The 18,840-nt window shown below is 61.6% G+C and carries 16 protein-coding genes and 2 tRNA genes; 1 reads left to right on the top strand and 17 read right to left on the bottom strand.

Annotation, left to right across the window (positions count from 1 at the left end):
- Positions 1-15 precede the first annotated feature (15 nt).
- The 10 genes from nusA to rlmE all read right to left on the bottom strand — a co-directional run bounded on the left by nusA (position 16) and on the right by rlmE (position 8,707).
- Positions 16-1,497 carry a transcription termination factor NusA gene (nusA, locus tag ACX1DW_RS21850; protein ID WP_458992370.1) on the bottom strand — a complete coding sequence of 494 codons (1,482 nt, stop codon included), beginning with the start codon at positions 1,495-1,497 and terminating at the stop codon, positions 16-18.
- Between the two features lie 44 nt (positions 1,498-1,541).
- Positions 1,542-2,000, bottom strand: a complete 459-nt coding sequence (gene rimP, locus ACX1DW_RS21845) for a ribosome maturation factor RimP (RefSeq protein ID WP_102838541.1) — start codon at positions 1,998-2,000, stop codon at positions 1,542-1,544.
- 128 nt (positions 2,001-2,128) lie between these two features.
- Positions 2,129-2,205, bottom strand: a tRNA-Met gene (locus tag ACX1DW_RS21840).
- A 94-nt stretch (positions 2,206-2,299) separates the two neighbouring features.
- Positions 2,300-2,385: transfer RNA gene (locus ACX1DW_RS21835), tRNA-Leu, on the bottom strand.
- Positions 2,386-2,392: 7 nt separating this feature from the next.
- A complete protein-coding gene (gene secG, locus ACX1DW_RS21830) occupies positions 2,393-2,776 on the bottom strand; it encodes a preprotein translocase subunit SecG (RefSeq protein ID WP_458992369.1) in 384 nt (127 codons plus the stop codon).
- A gap of 4 nt (positions 2,777-2,780) precedes the next feature.
- Complete coding sequence (gene tpiA / locus ACX1DW_RS21825) at positions 2,781-3,536, bottom strand: triose-phosphate isomerase (RefSeq protein ID WP_458992368.1); 756 nt, start codon at positions 3,534-3,536, stop codon at positions 2,781-2,783.
- A gap of 65 nt (positions 3,537-3,601) precedes the next feature.
- Complete coding sequence (gene glmM / locus ACX1DW_RS21820; protein WP_102838544.1) at positions 3,602-4,939, bottom strand: phosphoglucosamine mutase; 1,338 nt, start codon at positions 4,937-4,939, stop codon at positions 3,602-3,604.
- 10 nt (positions 4,940-4,949) lie between these two features.
- Positions 4,950-5,801: a dihydropteroate synthase gene (folP, locus tag ACX1DW_RS21815; RefSeq protein WP_133455717.1), complete on the bottom strand. Its 852-nt coding sequence runs from the start codon at positions 5,799-5,801 to the stop codon at positions 4,950-4,952.
- Positions 5,802-5,949: 148 nt separating this feature from the next.
- Entirely contained in the window at positions 5,950-7,860 is a 1,911-nt protein-coding gene (gene ftsH, locus ACX1DW_RS21810) for an ATP-dependent zinc metalloprotease FtsH (RefSeq protein WP_458993425.1), read from the bottom strand.
- Between the two features lie 214 nt (positions 7,861-8,074).
- Positions 8,075-8,707 (bottom strand): 23S rRNA (uridine(2552)-2'-O)-methyltransferase RlmE, encoded by a 633-nt coding sequence (gene rlmE, locus ACX1DW_RS21805; RefSeq protein ID WP_458992367.1) that lies wholly within the window; start codon positions 8,705-8,707, stop codon positions 8,075-8,077.
- 83 nt (positions 8,708-8,790) lie between these two features.
- On the opposite strand from rlmE, the gene ACX1DW_RS21800 reads away from it, so the two are divergent.
- On the top strand, positions 8,791-9,102 hold the full coding sequence (locus ACX1DW_RS21800; protein ID WP_063541279.1) for a YhbY family RNA-binding protein: 312 nt from the start codon (positions 8,791-8,793) through the stop codon (positions 9,100-9,102).
- A gap of 31 nt (positions 9,103-9,133) precedes the next feature.
- On the opposite strand, the gene ACX1DW_RS21795 is transcribed toward ACX1DW_RS21800, so the two are convergent.
- From ACX1DW_RS21795 to dnaK, 7 genes are all read right to left on the bottom strand, one after another.
- Positions 9,134-9,565, bottom strand: a complete 432-nt coding sequence (locus ACX1DW_RS21795; RefSeq protein WP_267931134.1) for a DUF4149 domain-containing protein — start codon at positions 9,563-9,565, stop codon at positions 9,134-9,136.
- Positions 9,543-10,019 carry a transcription elongation factor GreA gene (greA, locus tag ACX1DW_RS21790; RefSeq protein ID WP_063541277.1) on the bottom strand — a complete coding sequence of 159 codons (477 nt, stop codon included), beginning with the start codon at positions 10,017-10,019 and terminating at the stop codon, positions 9,543-9,545. The genes ACX1DW_RS21795 and greA overlap by 23 nt, the downstream gene beginning before the upstream one ends.
- Positions 10,016-13,237 carry a carbamoyl-phosphate synthase large subunit gene (gene carB, locus ACX1DW_RS21785; RefSeq protein ID WP_102838549.1) on the bottom strand — a complete coding sequence of 1,074 codons (3,222 nt, stop codon included), beginning with the start codon at positions 13,235-13,237 and terminating at the stop codon, positions 10,016-10,018. The genes greA and carB overlap by 4 nt, the downstream gene beginning before the upstream one ends.
- 173 nt (positions 13,238-13,410) lie before the next feature.
- Complete coding sequence (carA, locus tag ACX1DW_RS21780) at positions 13,411-14,559, bottom strand: glutamine-hydrolyzing carbamoyl-phosphate synthase small subunit (protein ID WP_125882572.1); 1,149 nt, start codon at positions 14,557-14,559, stop codon at positions 13,411-13,413.
- 216 nt (positions 14,560-14,775) lie between these two features.
- Positions 14,776-15,582 (bottom strand): 4-hydroxy-tetrahydrodipicolinate reductase, encoded by an 807-nt coding sequence (gene dapB / locus ACX1DW_RS21775; protein ID WP_063541274.1) that lies wholly within the window; start codon positions 15,580-15,582, stop codon positions 14,776-14,778.
- Between the two features lie 81 nt (positions 15,583-15,663).
- Positions 15,664-16,788 carry a molecular chaperone DnaJ gene (gene dnaJ / locus ACX1DW_RS21770; RefSeq protein ID WP_063541273.1) on the bottom strand — a complete coding sequence of 375 codons (1,125 nt, stop codon included), beginning with the start codon at positions 16,786-16,788 and terminating at the stop codon, positions 15,664-15,666.
- Between the two features lie 122 nt (positions 16,789-16,910).
- Complete coding sequence (gene dnaK / locus ACX1DW_RS21765) at positions 16,911-18,824, bottom strand: molecular chaperone DnaK (protein ID WP_063541272.1); 1,914 nt, start codon at positions 18,822-18,824, stop codon at positions 16,911-16,913.
- Positions 18,825-18,840 lie beyond the last annotated feature (16 nt).

The raw sequence follows: 18,840 nt of genomic DNA, 5'->3' as shown, positions 1-18,840 counted from the left end.
CAGGCCGCTAATTACTTACTCGAACCAATGGGCTCGGGCGGCCATGATCAGCTTGCCGGCACGCTCTTCATCGATGCCGTCTATGTCGAGCAGGTCGTCAATAGACTGCTCGGCCAGGTCTTCGCGGGTGATGACGCCCCGCACGGCCAACTCGACCGCCAGTTCTTTGTCCATGCCTTCAAGCGCCAGCAGATCGTCAGCCGGCTGAGCGTCTGCAAGCTTTTCCTCGTTGGCGATGGCCTTGGTCAGCAGGCGATCCTTGGCCCGCGTACGCAGCTCGTTGACGATATCCTCGTCGAAGCCATCGATGCCGAGCATCTCCTCCATCGGGACATAGGCGACTTCTTCCAGCGAAGTGAAGCCCTCTTCTACCAGTACCTGCGCGAGCTCCTCATCTACATCCAGCTCTTCGATGAAGCTGCGCAGAATGTCGCCGGTCTCTTCCTGCTGCTTGGCCTGGATGTCCGCTTCGGTCATGACATTCAGCGTCCAGCCGGTCAGTTGGCTGGCCAGACGTACGTTCTGACCGCCGCGTCCGATGGCCTGGGCCAGGTTGTCCTCGGCGACGGCGATATCCATGGCATGTGCGTCTTCGTCGACGATGATCGCTGCGACTTCGGCAGGCGCCATGGCATTGATGACGAACTGCGCTGGGTTCTCGTCCCACAGCACGATGTCGACCCGCTCACCACCGATTTCGCCGGACACTGCCTGAACCCGCGATCCACGCATACCGATACAGGCGCCCTGGGGATCGATGCGCTTGTCCTTGGAACGAACAGCGATCTTGGCCCGCGAACCTGGGTCACGCGACGCCCCCATCACCTCAATCAAGCCCTCGGCGATCTCAGGCACCTCGATGCGAAACAGCTCGATCAGCATCTGCGGCGCAGTGCGCGACAGGATCAGCTGCGGGCCGCGGTTCTCGGTGCGAATTTCCTTGAGCAAGGCGCGAACACGGGCACCGACGCGGAAGGTTTCACGCGCGATGATGTCTTCCCGGGCCAGCAGCGCTTCGGCGTTGTTGCCCAGATCGACAATGACGCTGTCGCGGGTCACTTTCTTGACCGTTCCGGAGATGATTTCACCCAGACGATCGCGATAGGCCTCGACTACCTGCGCACGCTCGGCCTCGCGTACTTTCTGCACGATGACCTGCTTGGCAGTCTGCGCCGCAATGCGACCGAACTCGATGGACTCGATCTTCTCCTCGAACACATCACCGAGCTTGGCGTCCGGATTACGCTCCTGGGCCTGATCCAAGGCCAATTGGTGGGCCGGATCCTCGAAATGCTCGTCGTCGACCACGGTCCAGCGACGGAAAGTCTCGTAACTGCCGTTGTGGCGATTGATTTCCACACGCAGATCAACGTCGTCTTCGTAGCGTTTCTTGGTCGCTGTGGCCAAAGCCAGCTCCAACGCCTCGAAAATCACACTTGCCGGTACGCCCTTTTCATTGGACACCGACTCCACAACCAGCAGTACTTCTTTGCTCATCGTACGCCTCGCCTTTCGCAATCCATTGGGTCCGCGGGATCCGCTCAGTCAAAACGGGGAACTATGTTGGCCTTATCGATCATGTCGATCGGCAGCAGATACTCATGGTCATCAACCAGCACAACAATGTCCTGCTCTTCCACCCCACGGAGAAGACCCTGGAAATTGCGCCTGCCCTCGAAGGGCGAGCGCAGCTTTATTTTTACTTGTTCACCGACATGGGCGCTGTATTGCTCGATCGTGAACAGCGGCCGGTCCATTCCCGGAGAGGACACCTCAAGGGTGTAGTCCACGCTGATCGGGTCCTCCACATCGAGGACACCGCTCAGTTGCCGGCTGACCTTCTCGCAGTCATCAATGAGAATGCCGTTGGCATGATCGATATAGACACGCAACAGCGAATGACGGCCCTGGGAAATGAACTCGATCCCCCAGCATTGATAGCCAAGCGCCTCAACCACCGGGGCCAACAAGGCCTGCAACTGTTCTAGCTTGCTCGACATCGAAGTCCCTCGCGCATGCTGTACAAATGAAAAATGGGCGAAACGCCCATCCCTTCTGACCGCCTGTAAATGCCGGCGACCTGGCCTCAAGCTAATAAAAAGCCCCTGTACAGGGGCTCTTTATTGACTGGTTGCGGGGGCTGGATTTGAACCAACGACCTTCGGGTTATGAGCCCGACGAGCTACCAGACTGCTCCACCCCGCGTCAAACTGGGCACGAATTATACGACCCATACCCAATACAGGTCAACCGAAACCCTCAAACACAAGAAAGCCCGCACTAGGCGGGCCTGCTTGTTTGGTACCGAGGAGGGGACTCGAACCCCTACAGCCTATGGCCACTACCACCTCAAGGTAGCGTGTCTACCAATTCCACCACCTCGGCAAAAACCTTATTGCCCCTCTCCCACCTCAGGCACGTCGCCAGCAGTCTCCGTCGCCTTTTGCTCTTCGAGCACCGGAACATCTTCTACCGCGGGCTTGCTTACCGGCACTTCCAGAACAGCCGGATCAGGCAGCCCAGCCTGAGACAATTGATCAGCCTGCTGCTTGGCGAAGAACGCCAACCCAAGGCTGGTCAGAAAAAAAACGCCAGCAAGTATAGCAGTAAGTCGACTCAAAAAGGTAGCAGAACCTTGGCTTCCGAAAACGGTTGCCGAAGCACCGGAACCGAAAGACGCACCAGCATCCGCACCCTTGCCCTGCTGCAGCAGCACCAGCGCAACCACACCAAGAGCAACCAGCAGATGCACCACGATCACAACAGTCTGCAACATCTGTTCAGTTCCCCGCGGCGCGACAGATCGCACCGAATTCATCCGCTTTCAGAGAGGCTCCACCAACTAACCCCCCATCAATATCCGCCATGGCGAACAGCTCGGCTGCATTCTCCGCCTTGACGCTACCACCATACAGCAGCCTTACACCCTCAGCGATGCGGCGATCGTTACGGGCCAGCTGCTCACGAATGGCAGCATGTACTTCCTGCGCTTGCCCTGGCGTCGCCGTTAAGCCCGAGCCGATAGCCCAGACAGGCTCGTAAGCGACCACCGCAGACTGAAACGCCTCGACTCCCTGATCATCGAGAACCCGACCCAGCTGCCGCGCCACTACCTCGAGCGTCCTACCGGCTTCGCGCTCCTCGAGCGCCTCACCGACGCACAGCACAGGCATCAAACCACTCGACTGCGCTGCCGCAAACTTCTGGCTGACCACTTCGTCCGTCTCACCCAACAACAGGCGGCGCTCGGAATGCCCAACCAATACCCACTTGCAACCCGCATCAACAAGCTGTTCGGCCGAGACCTCACCGGTCAAAGCACCAAACCCCGACTGCAACGCACAATCCTGGGCACCGACGGACACTTTTGCCCCACCGAGCGCGCTCAAGACCTGACTGACATGCACAAAGGAGGGAAATACCGCAATCTCGACTGCCGCAGGCAATACCTGCTGCTGAAAAGACTCGATCAGCTCTGCGACGCTAGCGCGGGTACCGTTCATTTTCCAGTTACCAGCTACCATGGGGCGACGCATGCTTTACCTCATCGGTCAAAGTGGGCGCAGATGTTACTCAACGACTGCGCCCCTGGCAAGCAGCTTCACGCACAAACTTCGGTTACGACCTTGGCCAACTCTTCCGCCATGCACCGCACCTGAGTCTCGTCATCGCCCTCGACCATTACCCGCACCAGCGGCTCGGTACCAGACTTGCGCAGCAGGACGCGCCCACGCCCACCCATGCGCTCGGTGACGCTATCGCACGCAGCCTTGACACTGGGATGAGCAATCGGATCACGATCGCCTGAGAAGCGCACATTGATCAGTACCTGCGGACACTTGTGCCACGCCAGACGCTCCTGGGCGAGGGTCTGCTCACGGCGACGAAGAGCCAGTACCACCTGCAAGGCCGCGATGATCGCATCACCCGTCGTGGTGTGCTGAGCGCAGACGATGTGCCCGGAATTCTCGCCACCGAGAACCCAGCCACGATCAAGCATTTCCGCGATCACATAGCGATCGCCGACCTTGGCACGCGTGAATGGAATCTCACGCGCCTTCAACGCAAGCTCTAGCCCGAGGTTGCTCATCAGCGTGCCCACCACGCCACCGGCCAGACGCTCGCGCTCCTGCAGATCGGTCGCAATGATGTAAAGCAGCTCATCGCCATCGACGACCGCACCGGTATGGTCGACCATCATCACCCGGTCGCCGTCACCGTCAAAGGCGATGCCGAGGTCTGCGCCATGCTCAACGACCGCTTTCTGCAATTGCCCGACGTGGGTTGAACCAACATCGGCATTGATGTTCAGCCCATCCGGCTGTGCACCAATCACCACGACCTCTGCCCCAAGCTCGCGGAACACGCTGGGCGCGACCTTGTAGGTAGCGCCGTGAGCGCAATCGACTACCAGCTTGAGCCCGGAGAAATCAGTACTGGTCGGCACGCTGCTCTTGCAGAACTCGATATAGCGACCGGCCGCATCGTTGATCCGCGACGCTTTGCCCAACTGAGCCGACTCGACGACCGTCATCGGCGTGTCGATCAGCTCCTCGATCATCAGCTCCACCTCGTCGGGGAGCTTGGTGCCGCGACCGGAAAAGAACTTGATGCCGTTGTCGTGATGGGGATTGTGCGAGGCACTGATAACGATCCCGGCCTCGGCATGAAAGGTACGTGTCAGGTAGGCAACCGCCGGAGTCGGCATCGGCCCTAGCAGCAACACATCGGCTCCAGCAGCGGAGAGCCCAGCCTGCAGTGCCGACTCGAACATGTAGCCCGAGATACGGGTGTCCTTGCCGATCAGGATTCGGCACTTGCCCTGTTTGCGAAAGGCCATGCCCGCCGCCCACCCCAACTTGAGCATGAAGTCAGGGGTAATGGGCGCCTGCCCTACGTGGCCACGAATGCCGTCGGTGCCGAAGTACTTTCTAGTCATGGTGCTTTCCCTACTCTGCCGCCTGCACTGCGGCAATCATTCGAACTACATCAACCGTTTCGGCAACATCATGCACCCGCACGATCTGCGCCCCCTTGCTGACGGCAAGAGCCGCTAGCGCCAGGCTGCCATACAACCGCTCAGCCACCGGGCGCCCTAGCACGCCACCGATCATGCTCTTGCGTGACACACCTACCAGCAGAGGGCGACCCAATTGGTGAAGCGCCTCCAGATGCTTGAACAGCACGAGATTGTGATCCAGCGTCTTGGCAAACCCGAACCCCGGGTCGAGCACGATGCGCTCGGTCGGAATGCCTGCAGCTGCGCAGGCAACCATTCGGTCACCGAGGAAAGACGCTACTTCCTCAGTGATATCGTCGTAACGCGGATCATCCTGCATATCACCTGGCTCGCCGCGCATATGCATGAGACAGACCGGCAGACCGCTGTCGGCCGCAGCATCCAGCGCGCCATCGCGCCGCAGCGAGCGCACGTCGTTGATCAGTCCAGCCCCGAGACGCGCACACTCACGTATCACGGCCGGCGTCGAAGTGTCGACCGAGATGACGACGTCCAGCTCGCGGGCGATGGCCTCGACGATCGGAGCGACTCGCTCCAACTCCTCAGTAGGCGATACCGAGCGCGCGCCCGGACGCGTCGACTCACCCCCGACATCGATCAGCGTGGCGCCAGCCGTGACCATCGCCTGCGCGTGGCGCAAGGCGGCGTCGCGCTCGGCGAAGCGGCCACCGTCGGAGAAGGAATCAGGGGTGACATTGAGAATCCCCATGACATGGGGACGGGATAGATCGAGAACCCGACTGCCGCAGACCAGTCGAGCAGGTGAAGACGAGTTATTCATTCACGAGCCTTGAACGTTGGGACGCCTGGGCAGGCGATCCACACCAGCTGCACCACCATGGCACAGCGGGGAGAACAATTTACACCAGAAGGGGCGCCTATGCGCCCCTTCTGGATTCAGCTCATGACACGTGTTCGGCGCGCTGCCCTCAGTGCTCGCCGGCCGGACCACCGATCGGAGTCTGCGGGCGACTGTCATCCGGTACCACCGGCGTTCCGGATGTTCCAGAACCACCCTCCCAGTCGCGTGGCTCACGCGGCGGGCGTCCGGCCATGATGTCGTCGATCTGCGGCGCATCGATCGTTTCGTACTTCATGAGGGCCTCGGCCATCATGTCCAGCTTGTCGCGATTGTCTGTCAGGATCTGCTTGGCCGTGCCGTAGCAATGATCGATGATGCTGCGCACTTCCTCATCGATGAGCTTGGCGGTCTCGCCGGACACGTTGGCATGCTGACTACCGGCACTGCGACCGAGAAAGACTTCGCCTTCCTCTTCGGCATACATCAGCGGACCAAGCTTTTCGGACAACCCCCACTTGGTCACCATGTTCCGCGCCAGTTGCGTGGCGCGCATGATGTCGTTGGAGGCGCCAGTCGTGACACCTTCGAACCCCAGGGTCATCTCCTCCGCAATCCGGCCGCCAAACAGCGAGCAGATCTGACTGATCAGCGCGCGCTTCGACAGGCTGTAGCGATCCTCTTCCGGGAGGAACATGGTGACGCCCAACGCCCGCCCACGCGGGATGATCGAAACCTTGTACACCGGATCGTGCTCCGGCACTACGCGCCCCACGATGGCATGTCCCGCCTCGTGATAGGCCGTGTTGAGCTTCTCCTTCTCGGACATGACCATGGACTTGCGCTCGGCGCCCATCATGATCTTGTCCTTCGCCAACTCAAACTCGCGCATCTCGACAATGCGCTTGTTCGCCCGCGCAGCGAACAGCGACGCCTCGTTGACCAGATTGGCCAGGTCCGCGCCCGAAAACCCCGGTGTACCGCGGGCGATAACCGCCGGCTCGACGTTCTCGCTGACCGGCACCTTGCGCATATGCACCTTGAGGATCTGCTCGCGACCGCGGATGTCCGGCAAGCCAACAACGACCTGGCGGTCGAAACGGCCCGGACGCAGCAGCGCCGGATCGAGCACGTCTGGGCGGTTGGTAGCCGCGATGACGATAATGCCGTCGTTCATCTCGAAACCGTCCATCTCCACCAGCAACTGGTTGAGGGTCTGCTCGCGCTCGTCATGTCCGCCGCCAAGGCCGGCACCACGATGGCGGCCAACTGCGTCGATCTCGTCGATGAAGATGATGCACGGCGCATGCTTCTTGGCCTGCTCGAACATGTCACGGACACGGCTGGCGCCGACACCGACGAACATCTCGACGAAATCCGAACCCGAAATGGTGAAGAACGGCACCTTGGCTTCGCCGGCGATTGCCTTGGCCAGCAGCGTCTTACCGGTACCGGGCGGGCCGACCATCAACACACCGCGCGGAATACGGCCACCGAGACGCTGGAACTTACCCGGGTCGCGGAGAAACTCCACCAGCTCATGTACTTCTTCCTTGGCCTCGTCGCAACCCGCGACGTCAGCGAAGGTGGTCTTGACCTGATCCTCGGAGAGCAACCGAGCCTTGCTCTTGCCGAAGCTCATCGGCCCGCCCTTGCCGCCGGCACCGCCCTGCATCTGCCGCATGAAGAACATGAACACGGCGATGATCACCAGGATCGGGAAGCTGGCCACCAGCAGCTGGGTCCAGATGCTCTGCTGCTCAGGCTGCTTGCCCTCGATCAGCACATTGTTGTCGAGCAGGTCACCGATCAGGCCGTTGTCCTGGATCGCAGGGCGAATGGTCTTGAAGGTATCGCCGTCGCTCCGTTTGCCAATGATGACGAAGCCATCGACGGTCACGCGCTCGACGCGCCCTTCCTTGACTTGCTCGAGGAAATCCGAGTAGTTCAGCGTCTGCGGCTCGGTCGGGCTGGAGAAGTTATTCATCACCGTGACCAAGACGGCGGCGATGATCAGCCACAGAATCAGGTTTTTTGCCATGTCGTTCAATTCACTACCCTCTGGAGCAAACCCGTTGTCTGCGGGCCCGCATGACGGCCGATAGGTTGCTTGGCCTAACTTACTACACAACTTAATGAAACAGGCAGCCGGTCTGTAACCCTATGAAACAGCCTAGCCCTAGCCTCATGTGCCCGTCCATTGGACTCGCAACCGCTAGAAACGGTCGCCTTGATCTCGGACGCCAGCGTACGCGCTAGTCGTCTTGCCCGCCCCTAAAGCCACGAGCGAGCAGATATTGCTCGCGAGACCGGTCGCGCGACGACAGCGGCTTGCGCATTTGCACTTTCTCGAAGTTCTGCCGAACCTCTCTCAGGTAGGCATCGAAGCCCTCACCCTGAAATATCTTGATCAAAAAATCACCACCCGGACGCAGCACGCGGCTCGCCAGATCGAGCGCCAGCTCGCAGAGAAACATCGCGCGCGGCTGATCCGCCGCCCTCACCCCACTCATATTGGGGGCCATATCCGAAATCACAAGGTCGACGGGATTATCCCCGATGGCCTCCAGGATCTGAGCGAAGACCTCGTCTTCTGTGAAATCGCCTTGAATAAAGGTTACGTCGGCGATGCTGTCCATCGAAAGAATGTCAGACGCGATCAGCCGACCCTTGTCGCCGATGACCCGACTGGTGACCTGAGACCAGCCACCCGGCGCCGCACCGAGGTCGACCACCGTCATGCCAGGGCGCAGGATGCGATCCTTCTCCTGGATTTCCAGCAGCTTGTAGCTGGCGCGCGAACGGTAGCCGTCGCGTTGCGCCATCTTCACGTAAGGATCGTCGAAATGTTCTTTGAGCCACCGTGGGCTGGTCTTGGAGCGTGCCAAGCTGATACCTCATCTGTGCGGCCCTGCACCTCTCGGGTACACTAGCCGCCGTTTTTCAAGGGTTCTGACGCAAGGGTCGAAATATGCCGCTCACCAACGAGCAGAAGAAACAGTACAAGTCCATCGGCCACCATCTGAAACCGGTTCTGATCGTAGCCGAAAACGGGCTGACCGAAGGCGTTCAGGCCGAACTGGAGCGAGCCCTGAACGATCATGAGCTTATCAAGATCCAGTTTCGTCTTACCGAGCGCGAAGATCGTCGTGCCTTGATGGAAGAGCTGTGCGCGATCGGAAAGTGCGAGCTGGTACAAACCATCGGCAAGATGGCACTGGTCTATCGCAAGAATCCGAAGCCGAACAAACAGCTGTCGAACATCCATCGCTTCCAGGCCTGAAACCGCTGCGGCAGCAACCTGCCGCGGCAATTCATTGCGCTCGCCCTGGCGCAGGCTGCAATACCAGCATCAGGCCGCCCAGGGCCATCGCCAGAACGCTGAAACTGCCCCAGTAAATGGACTCGAACCAGCCAGCATTCATCAGCAGATGCGTGCCGGCCAGGGCCATCACTGCCAACAGCACCTGCCCACGCACGTCACGCCACAAACCGCGAAGGCCGACGGCCTGGACCAGCACCAGCGCCTGCAGCGCGGCACAGAATGCGGCGAAGCCGACCATCAGAGGGCGTAGACTTCCGGCAATCTCCTCGACCAGCATTGGCGCCAGGCCGATCCGGCCGAGCGCAGGCAGCACCAGGAACTGCAGCAACCACAGACCGCCGACCCAGAAGGTCTGGGTCAGCTGCCAAGTGATGAAACCGGCGTGCGCAGGCTGCCGATCAGATATGGCGGACTTCGACAATCTCGTACTCGATCAGTCCGCTGGGTGTTTTGACCGCCACCACATCGCCCTCTTCCTTGCCGATCAGTGCCCGCGCGATCGGTGAACTCACCGACAGCTTGCCCTGTTTGATATCGGCCTCGTCGTCACCGACGATCTGGTAGGTGACCTGCTCGTCCGTCTCGACATTGGCGATGTCCACGGTGGTTCCGAAGATCACCTTGCCGGTCGGCGGAATGCTGGCGATGTCGATAACCTGGGCATTCTGCAGACGACCCTCGATGTCACGAATGCGCGCCTCGACCATGCCCTGCTGCTCACGCGCCGCGTGGTACTCGGCGTTTTCCTTGAGGTCACCCAGCTCACGCGCCTCGGCGATGGCCTGGGTGATCTGCGGACGCAGCACGGTTTTCAAATGCTTGAGTTCTTCTTCCAGGGCGCGAGCGCCCTGGATGGTCATGGGGAATTTTGTCATGCGTTGATTCCTGCATGGAGATCCTGCAAGCGGCGCACGGTCTTCTCGGGACCGAACTTGAGCGCCTCACAGATCGCCTGACCACCGGCGATGGTGGTGGTGATGCAGATCTTGTGTTGCAGGGCGTTACGACGAATGGAATACGAATCGGCGATGGACTGACGCCCTTCGGTGGTGTTGATGATCAGCGTGACCTCGTCATTCTTGATCATGTCGACCACGTGCGGACGGCCTTCGGTCACCTTGTTCACGCGACGCACCGGCAGCCCGGCCGCCTCGATGATACGCGCCGTGCCAGCGGTGGCAACGACCTCGAAGCCGAGGCCAACCAGATCACGTGCGACCTGCTCGACGTAGGGCTTGTCGTCTTCGCGCACGCTGAGGAAGGCGCAGCCGGAGGTCGGCAGGATTTCACTGGCACCCAGCTGGGCCTTGGCGAAGGCTTCGGCGAAGCTATCGCCGACACCCATCACCTCGCCGGTGGACTTCATTTCCGGGCCGAGAATGGTATCGACACCCGGGAACTTGGCGAACGGGAACACCGCTTCCTTGACGCTGAAATAGGTCGGGATGATCTCACGGGTGAAGCCGACCTCGGCCAGGCTTTTGCCCGCCATGACGCGCGCAGCGACCTTGGCCAGCGACTCGCCGATGCACTTGGAGACGAACGGCACGGTACGCGAGGCGCGCGGGTTGACCTCGAGCACGTAGATGTCCTCGCCCTGCACGGCCATTTGCACGTTCATCAGACCGACCACGTCGAGCTCCAGGGCCATCTTGCGCACCTGCTCGCGGATCTCGTCCTGGATGTGCTGCGGCAGCGAGTAAGCCGGCAGCGAGCAGGCCGAATCGCCGGAGTGCACGCCGGCCTGCTCGATATGCTGCATGATGCCGCCGATCACCACGGTCTCGCCGTCACAGACGGCATCGACGTCCACCTCGATGGCGCAGTTGAGGAAGTGGTCGAGCAGAACCGGGCTGTCATTGGACACCTGCACCGCTTCGCGCATGTAGCGCTTGAGCTCTTCTTCCTCGTAGACGATTTCCATCGCGCGACCGCCCAGTACGTAGGACGGGCGCACCACCAGCGGATAACCGATGGCCTTGGAAGCCGCGATCGCCTCTTCCTCGCTGCGCGCGGTGGCGTTCTGCGGCTGGCGCAGGTTCAGGCGCTGCACCATCTGCTGGAAACGCTCGCGGTCTTCGGCACGGTCGATCGCGTCCGGGCTGGTGCCGATGATCGGCACGCCGGCTTCTTCCAGGGCGCGACAGATCTTCAGCGGCGTCTGACCACCGTACTGCACGATCACACCCTTGGGCTGCTCGACGCGGACGATTTCCAGCACATCTTCCAGGGTCACCGGCTCGAAATACAGACGGTCGGAAGTGTCGTAATCGGTGGAAACGGTCTCCGGATTGCAGTTGACCATGATGGTCTCGTAACCGTCTTCACGCATGGCCAGCGCGGCATGCACGCAGCAGTAGTCGAACTCGATGCCCTGGCCGATGCGGTTGGGACCGCCGCCGAGAATCATGATCTTCTCGCGGCTCGACGGGTTGGCTTCGCACTCTTCCTCATAGGTCGAGTACATGTAGGCGGTGTCGGTGGCGAACTCGGCGGCGCAGGTGTCGACGCGCTTGTAAACCGGCAGCACCTTGAGCTTGTGGCGATGGCTACGCAGGTTCTTTTCGGTGACGCCGAGCAGCTTGGCCAGACGGGCGTCGGAGAAACCCTTGCGCTTGAGCTTGTACATCAGGTCACGGTCGATGCTGGACAGGCCGAGCGTCTTGACCTGCTCCTCGTCCTTGACCAGATCTTCGATCTGCACCAGGAACCACGGATCGATCTTGGTCAGGGCGAACACGTCTTCGACGCTCTTGCCGGCGCGGAAGGCGTCGGCCACGAACCAGATGCGGTCGGCGCCCGGCACGGTCAGCTCGCGCTTGAGGGTGCTCTCGGCCTCGGCATCGGCCAGGTTCAGCTTCGGATCGAAACCGGTGGCGCCGACTTCCAGACCGCGCAGCGCTTTCTGCATGGATTCCTGGAAGGTACGGCCGATGGCCATGACCTCACCGACCGACTTCATCTGAGTGGTCAGACGGGCGTCGGCCTTGGGGAATTTCTCGAAGGCGAAGCGCGGCACCTTGGTCACGACGTAGTCGATCGCCGGCTCGAACGAGGCAGGCGTGCGACCGCCAGTGATGTCGTTCTGCAGTTCGTCGAGGGTGTAACCGACGGCCAGCTTGGCGGCGATCTTGGCGATCGGGAAGCCGGTGGCCTTGGAGGCCAGCGCCGAGGAACGCGACACGCGCGGGTTCATCTCGATCACGACCATGCGGCCGGTGTTCGGGCAGATGCCGAACTGCACGTTGGAGCCGCCGGTTTCCACACCGATCTCACGCAGCACCGCCAGCGAGGCGTTGCGCATGATCTGATATTCCTTGTCGGTCAGGGTCTGCGCCGGGGCTACGGTGATGGAGTCGCCGGTGTGCACGCCCATCGGATCGAAGTTCTCGATGGAGCAGACGATGATGCAGTTGTCCTTCTTGTCGCGGACCACCTCCATCTCGTATTCCTTCCAGCCGATCAGCGACTCGTCGATCAGCAGCTCGCTGGTCGGAGACAAATCCAGACCACGGGCGCAGATCTCTTCGAACTCTTCACGGTTATAAGCGATGCCGCCACCGGTACCGCCCATTGTGAACGACGGACGGATGATGCACGGGAAGCCGACCTTGTCGAGAACCGCGTAGGCCTCTTCCATGTTGTGCGCAATACCGGATTCTGGGCAGGCCAGGCCGATGTTCTTCATCGCCTTGTCGAAGCGCGAACGGTCTTCGGCCTTGTCGATGGTATCGGCGTTGGCACCGATCATCTCGACACCGAACTTCTCCAGCACACCGTGCTTTTCCAGGTCCAGCGCGCAGTTCAGCGCCGTTTGGCCGCCCATGGTCGGCAGCAGCGCGTCGGGGCGCTCCTTCTCGATGATCTTGGCCACGGTGGCCCACTTGATGGGCTCGATGTAGGTGGCGTCGGCCATGGCCGGGTCGGTCATGATGGTGGCCGGGTTGGAGTTCACCAGGATGACGCGGAAGCCTTCTTCCTTCAGCGCCTTGCACGCCTGCGCACCGGAATAGTCGAACTCGCAGGCTTGGCCGATGACGATGGGGCCAGCGCCGAGGATGAGGATGCTTTTGATATCTGTACGTTTTGGCATTTTCGTTACTCGAATCCTTGGGTCAGTCGGCGAGTCATCTTGAGAGTTACTGCGCGCTGCCTGGGCTGCGTTGCGCGGTACTCACTTCCTCGCCGTACTACCTGTACTGTCTCGTCGTTGCGTTCCGGGCGCCTTGCCCAGACCGCGCTCGCTACACTCTCAAGGCGACTCGTTTACTGTCGCTTGGCCATGGCTTCGATGAAACGGTCGAACAGCGGCGCGACGTCGTGCGGGCCGGGGCTCGCCTCGGGGTGGCCCTGGAAGCTGAAGGCATCCTTGTCGGTACGCTCGATGCCTTGCAGGGTGCCGTCGAACAGCGACTTGTGCGTGGCGCGCACATTGGCCGGCAGGCTGGCTTCGTCCACTGCGAAACCGTGGTTCTGACTGGTAATCATCACCACGCCAGTCTTCAGATCCTGCACCGGGTGGTTCGCACCGTGGTGACCGTTGGGCATCTTCACGGTCTTGGCGCCGGAGGCCAGCGCCAGCAGCTGGTGGCCGAGGCAGATGCCGAATACCGGAATGTCGGTTTCGAGGACTTCCTGAATCGCCTTGATTGCGTAGTCGCACGGCTCGGGGTCACCCGGGCCATTGGCCAGGAAGATGCCGTCCGGATTCAGCGCCAGGGCTTCGCTGGCAGGCGTCTGCGCCGGCAGCACGGTGACGCGGCAACCGCGGGCGACCAGCATGCGCAGGATGTTGTACTTCACGCCGTAGTCGAAGGCGACGACATGGTAGGGCAGCTCGCTGGCCGGGATCTCGGCATGCGCGTCGTCCTTCAGGCACCAGACACTGGAACGCCACTCGTAACGCTCCTTCACGCTGACTTCCTTGGCCAGGTCCATGCCCTTCAGACCGGGGAAGCTGCGCGCCAGCTCCAGCGCCTTCTCTTCGGTCGCGTCGGCGCCAGCCAGGATGCAGCCGTTCTGCGCACCTTTCTCGCGCAGGATACGGGTCAGCCGACGGGTATCGATGCCGGCGATGGCAACGGTGCCGTTGGCCTTGAGGTAATCGGGCAGTGATTGCTTGTTGCGCCAGTTGCTGGAAATCAATGGCAGGTCGCGAATCACCAGACCAGCGGCCCAGACTTTCCAGGACTCGGCGTCTTCCGGCGTAGTGCCGGTGTTGCCGACATGGGGATATGTGAGGGTAACGATCTGCTTGGCGTAGGAGGGATCGGTGAGGATTTCCTGATAGCCGGTCATGGCGGTGTTGAACACCACCTCACCAATGGTTTGCCCATCGGCGCCGATGGATTCGCCGCGAAAGATGCTGCCATCGGCAAGAGCCAGAATGGCTGGCGTAAGGGCTGGCTTAGTCAAGAGACCTCCCGTAGATCAAGGCTGGAGCAAACGCAGATTGTAAAAAAGCGGGATGACGTGTGAAGGTCATCCCGCTTTTTGTTTGATTCATTTCTGCGCAACTTTTAGTGGACACACTAAAGCGGGAAGCTTACACAAAACCGCCTTTCCGGTCCAGCCGAAATCGCCGCCCAGCGCACCCGAACGGGGCACCGCACAGCCAGTGCGCGCAACGAATCATTTCAGCCCGAGCACGTCCTGCATGTCATAGAGGCCCGCCGGCTTCTCGTCCAGCCACAGCGCGGCGCGCACTGCCCCCTTGGCGAAGGTCATGCGGCTGGAAGCCTTGTGGGTGATCTCGACACGCTCGCCATCGGCGGCGAACAGCACGGTGTGGTCACCCACAACATCCCCGGCACGCACTGTGGCGAAGCCGATGGTCTCGCGCGGCCGCGCACCAGTCTGACCTTCGCGACCATAGACGGCGACCTTCTGCAGGTCGCGCCCAAGCGCCTCGGCCACCACCTCACCCATGCGCAGCGCAGTGCCGGACGGCGCATCCACCTTGTGCCGGTGATGGGCCTCGATGATCTCGATGTCCACATCGTCGCCCAGCACCCGCGCCGCCGTATCCAGCAGCTTGAGGCAGAGATTGACGCCAACGCTGAAGTTGGCCGCGAAGACGATCGGAATCTCCCTGGCCGCCGCCGCGAGGCGCTCCTTCTCTTCCGGCGAAAAGCCGGTGGTGCCGATCACCATGGCCTTGCCGGCGCGCCGGCAGACGTCCAGATTCTTCAGCGTCACCGAAGGGTGGGTGAAGTCGATCAGCACGTCGAACTCGTCGACCGCCTTGGCGACATCACCGGTCAGCGGCACGCCCAGCCGCCCGATGGCTGCCAGCTCGCCTGCATCGGCACCGACCAGGGTGCTGTCCGGCCGATCGATGGCCGCGGTCAGACCGGCGACGCCGCCTGTCTGCTGCACCGCCTCGATCAGTGTCTTGCCCATGCGCCCGGCGGCGCCCGTCACTGCAATACGTCGCATAACATCAGCTCCAAGCTGCAAGCCGGAAACCGACGGCGAGGCCGATGCACCAGGCACCGGACCTCAAGCCCTCAGCTCGACTCAAACATCACCGAAAAAGCGCTTCACACCCTCGAACCAGCCGCTGGCCTTGGGTGAATGGGAGGTGTCGCCCTGTAGCGTGCCGCGGAACTCCTCGAGCATCTCGCGCTGGCGCTTGCTCAGGTTGACCGGCGTTTCGACCACGACGCGACACATCAGATCGCCCGCTGCGCCACCGCGCACCGGCGCCACACCCTTACCGCGCAGGCGGAACTGCTTGCCGGTCTGGGTGCCTTCCGGGATCTTCAGCTTGACCCGGCCATCCAGCGTCGGCACCTCGAGCTCACCACCCAGCGCCGCATCGGCGAAGCTGATCGGCACCTCGCAATACAGGTGCTTGCCGTCACGCTGGAAGATCGCGTGCTCGCGCACGTTGACCACCACGTAGAGGTCGCCCGCCGGCCCGCCCTGGGTTCCGGCCTCGCCCTCACCAGACAGGCGAATGCGGTCGCCGGTATCGACGCCCGGCGGCACCTTGACCGAGAGCGTCTTCTGCTCTTCGACGCGACCCTGGCCGTGGCAGCTGCCGCAAGGGTCGGAAATCATCTTGCCGCTGCCATGACAGCGCGGGCAGGTCTGCTGTACGGAGAAGAAGCCCTGCTGCATGCGCACCTGGCCGATGCCGCCACAGGTGGTACAGGTCACCGGACTGGTACCCTTCTTCGCCCCGGAGCCATCGCAGGTCTTGCATTCGACCAGGGTCGGCACGCGAATGGTCACCGTGGTGCCGCGCACAGCTTCTTCCAGATCGAGTTCCAGCGTGTAGCGCAGATCGCTGCCGCGCTGAGCGCCGCCGCGGGAGCCGCCACGACCACCACTGAAGAAATCGCTGAACACGTCGCCAAAGATGTCGGAGAAGTTGGCGCCGCCATAACCGGCTCCGCCCGCCCCCATCTGCGGATCGACGCCGGCGTGTCCGTACTGATCGTAGGCAGCACGCTTGCTCGGATCGGACAGCACCTCATAGGCCTCATTGGCCTCCTTGAAGGCATCCTCAGCCGCCTTGTCGCCCGGGTTGCGGTCGGGGTGATGCTTCATGGCGAGGCGACGGTAAGCCTTTTTCAGCTCCGCCTCGCTGGCGCCGCGCTCGACGCCCAGCACCTCGTAAAAATCGCGTTTGGCCATAACTATCCTGAACCCTCAATTTCATGCCTTCCAGACACGCCGACGCGGGAGCAAGCCCCCGCGTGGCGGTCTTGCCCGCCCCAATGGCGTCGGGGCGGGCTGGAGCGGAAGCAAGCCGGGGCTTACTTGTTGTCCTTGACCTCTTCGAACTCGGCGTCGACCACGTCGTCGCCCGGCTTCGCCTGCTCACCTGCGGGTTGGCCTTCACCGGCCTGAGCCTGCTCGGCGTACATCTTCTGCGCAACCGGAGTGGAGGCCTGGGACACCGCGGCGATCTTCGCTTCGATCTCAGCCTTGTCGTCGCCCTTGATGGCAACTTCCAGCTCGCCAAGCGCCTTCTCGATCGCCGCCTTGTCATCGTCGCTGGCCTTGTCGCCGGCTTCGGTAAGCATCTTGCGGGTGGCGTGCACCAGCTGATCGCCCTGGTTGCGTGCGGTAGCCAGCTCCTCGAACTTGCGGTCTTCCTCGGCATTGGCCTCAGCGTCACGCACCATCTGCTCGATTTCCTCCTCGGACAGACCCGAGTTGGCCTTGATCACGATGGACTGCTGCTTGCCGGTGGCCTTGTCCTTGGCGGACACATGCAGGATGCCGTTGGCGTCGATATCGAAGGTGACTTCGATCTGCGGCATGCCGCGCGGAGCCGGCGGAATCTCGGCCAGATCGAAGCGACCCAGCGACTTGTTCTGCGCGGCCTGCTTGCGCTCGCCCTGCAGCACGTGAATGGTCACGGCGCTCTGGTTGTCGTCGGCAGTGGAGAACACCTGCGACTTCTTGGTCGGGATGGTGGTGTTCTTCTCGATCAGCGGAGTCATCACGCCGCCCAGCGTCTCGATACCCAGGGTCAGCGGCGATACGTCGAGCAGCAGCACGTCCTTGACGTCGCCCGCCAGCACGGCGCCCTGGATGGCAGCACCCATGGCCACGGCTTCGTCCGGGTTGACGTCCTTGCGCGCTTCCTTGCCGAAGAACTCGGCGACCTTCTGCTGCACCAGCGGCATGCGGGTCTGACCACCGACCAGGATCACGTCATTGATCTTCGACACATCGATGCCGGCATCCTTCAGCGCGATGCGGCAAGGCTCGATGGTGCGCTCGACCAGATCCTCGACCAGCGACTCCAGCTTGGCGCGGGAGATCTTCACGTTCAGGTGCTTCGGGCCGGACGCGTCAGCCGTGATGTACGGCAGGTTGACGTCGGTCTGCTGGCTGGAGGACAGCTCGATCTTGGCCTTCTCAGCGGCTTCCTTCAGGCGCTGCATGGCCAGCGGGTCGCCCTTGAGGTTCATGCCGGTTTCTTTCTTGAATTCGTCGACGAGGTAATCGATCAGGCGGATGTCGAAGTCCTCACCACCGAGGAAGGTGTCACCGTTGGTAGCCAGCACCTCGAACTGGTGCTCGCCGTCGACTTCGGCGATCTCGATCACCGACACGTCGAAGGTACCGCCACCCAGGTCATAGACGATCACGGTGTGGTCGCCCTTGGCCTTGTCCATGCCATAGGCCAGCGCGGCCGCAGTCGGCTCGTTGATGATGCGCTTGACGTCCAGACCTGCGATGCGACCGGCATCCTTGGTGGCCTGACGCTGGCTGTCGTTGAAGTAGGCCGGCACGGTGATGACCGCTTCGGTGACCGACTCGCCCAGGTAATCCTCGGCGGTTTTCTTCATCTTTTTCAGCACTTCGGCGGAAATCTGCGGAGGGGCCATCTTCTGACCCTTCACTTCCACCCAGGCATCACCGTTATCGGCCTTGACGATGCTGTAGGGCACCATCTTGATGTCCTTCTGCACGACGTCTTCTTCGAAACGGCGGCCAATCAGGCGCTTGACTGCGTACAGGGTGTTCTGCGGGTTGGTGACTGCCTGGCGCTTGGCCGACTGGCCAACCAGCGTCTCACCATCGTTGGTGTAGGCGATGATGGACGGCGTGGTGCGTCCGCCTTCGGCGTTCTCGATGACTTTGACGTTGCCGTTTTCCATGATGGAGACACAGGAGTTGGTGGTCCCCAGGTCGATACCGATGATCTTGCCCATTTAATTCGCTCTCCAA

Source organism: Stutzerimonas sp. KH-1 (assembly GCF_054483855.1).
Note: the sequence above shows the minus strand (reverse complement) of the source record. Positions and strands in the feature narration are given on the sequence as shown.

Bases quoted from the DNA above. Each gene is read 5' to 3' on its own strand.
- nusA (WP_458992370.1), bottom strand. From the start codon at position 1,497: ATGAGCAAAGAAGTACTGCTGGTTGTGGAGTCGGTGTCCAATGAAAAG.
- rimP (WP_102838541.1), bottom strand. From the start codon at position 2,000: ATGTCGAGCAAGCTAGAACAGTTGCAGGCCTTGTTGGCCCCGGTGGTT.
- secG (WP_458992369.1), bottom strand. From the start codon at position 2,776: ATGTTGCAGACTGTTGTGATCGTGGTGCATCTGCTGGTTGCTCTTGGT.
- tpiA (WP_458992368.1), bottom strand. From the start codon at position 3,536: ATGCGTCGCCCCATGGTAGCTGGTAACTGGAAAATGAACGGTACCCGC.
- glmM (WP_102838544.1), bottom strand. From the start codon at position 4,939: ATGACTAGAAAGTACTTCGGCACCGACGGCATTCGTGGCCACGTAGGG.
- folP (WP_133455717.1), bottom strand. From the start codon at position 5,801: ATGAATAACTCGTCTTCACCTGCTCGACTGGTCTGCGGCAGTCGGGTT.
- ftsH (WP_458993425.1), bottom strand. From the start codon at position 7,860: ATGGCAAAAAACCTGATTCTGTGGCTGATCATCGCCGCCGTCTTGGTC.
- ACX1DW_RS21800 (WP_063541279.1), top strand. From the start codon at position 8,791: ATGCCGCTCACCAACGAGCAGAAGAAACAGTACAAGTCCATCGGCCAC.
- greA (WP_063541277.1), bottom strand. From the start codon at position 10,019: ATGACAAAATTCCCCATGACCATCCAGGGCGCTCGCGCCCTGGAAGAA.
- carB (WP_102838549.1), bottom strand. From the start codon at position 13,237: ATGCCAAAACGTACAGATATCAAAAGCATCCTCATCCTCGGCGCTGGC.
- dapB (WP_063541274.1), bottom strand. From the start codon at position 15,582: ATGCGACGTATTGCAGTGACGGGCGCCGCCGGGCGCATGGGCAAGACA.
- dnaJ (WP_063541273.1), bottom strand. From the start codon at position 16,788: ATGGCCAAACGCGATTTTTACGAGGTGCTGGGCGTCGAGCGCGGCGCC.
- dnaK (WP_063541272.1), bottom strand. From the start codon at position 18,824: ATGGGCAAGATCATCGGTATCGACCTGGGGACCACCAACTCCTGTGTC.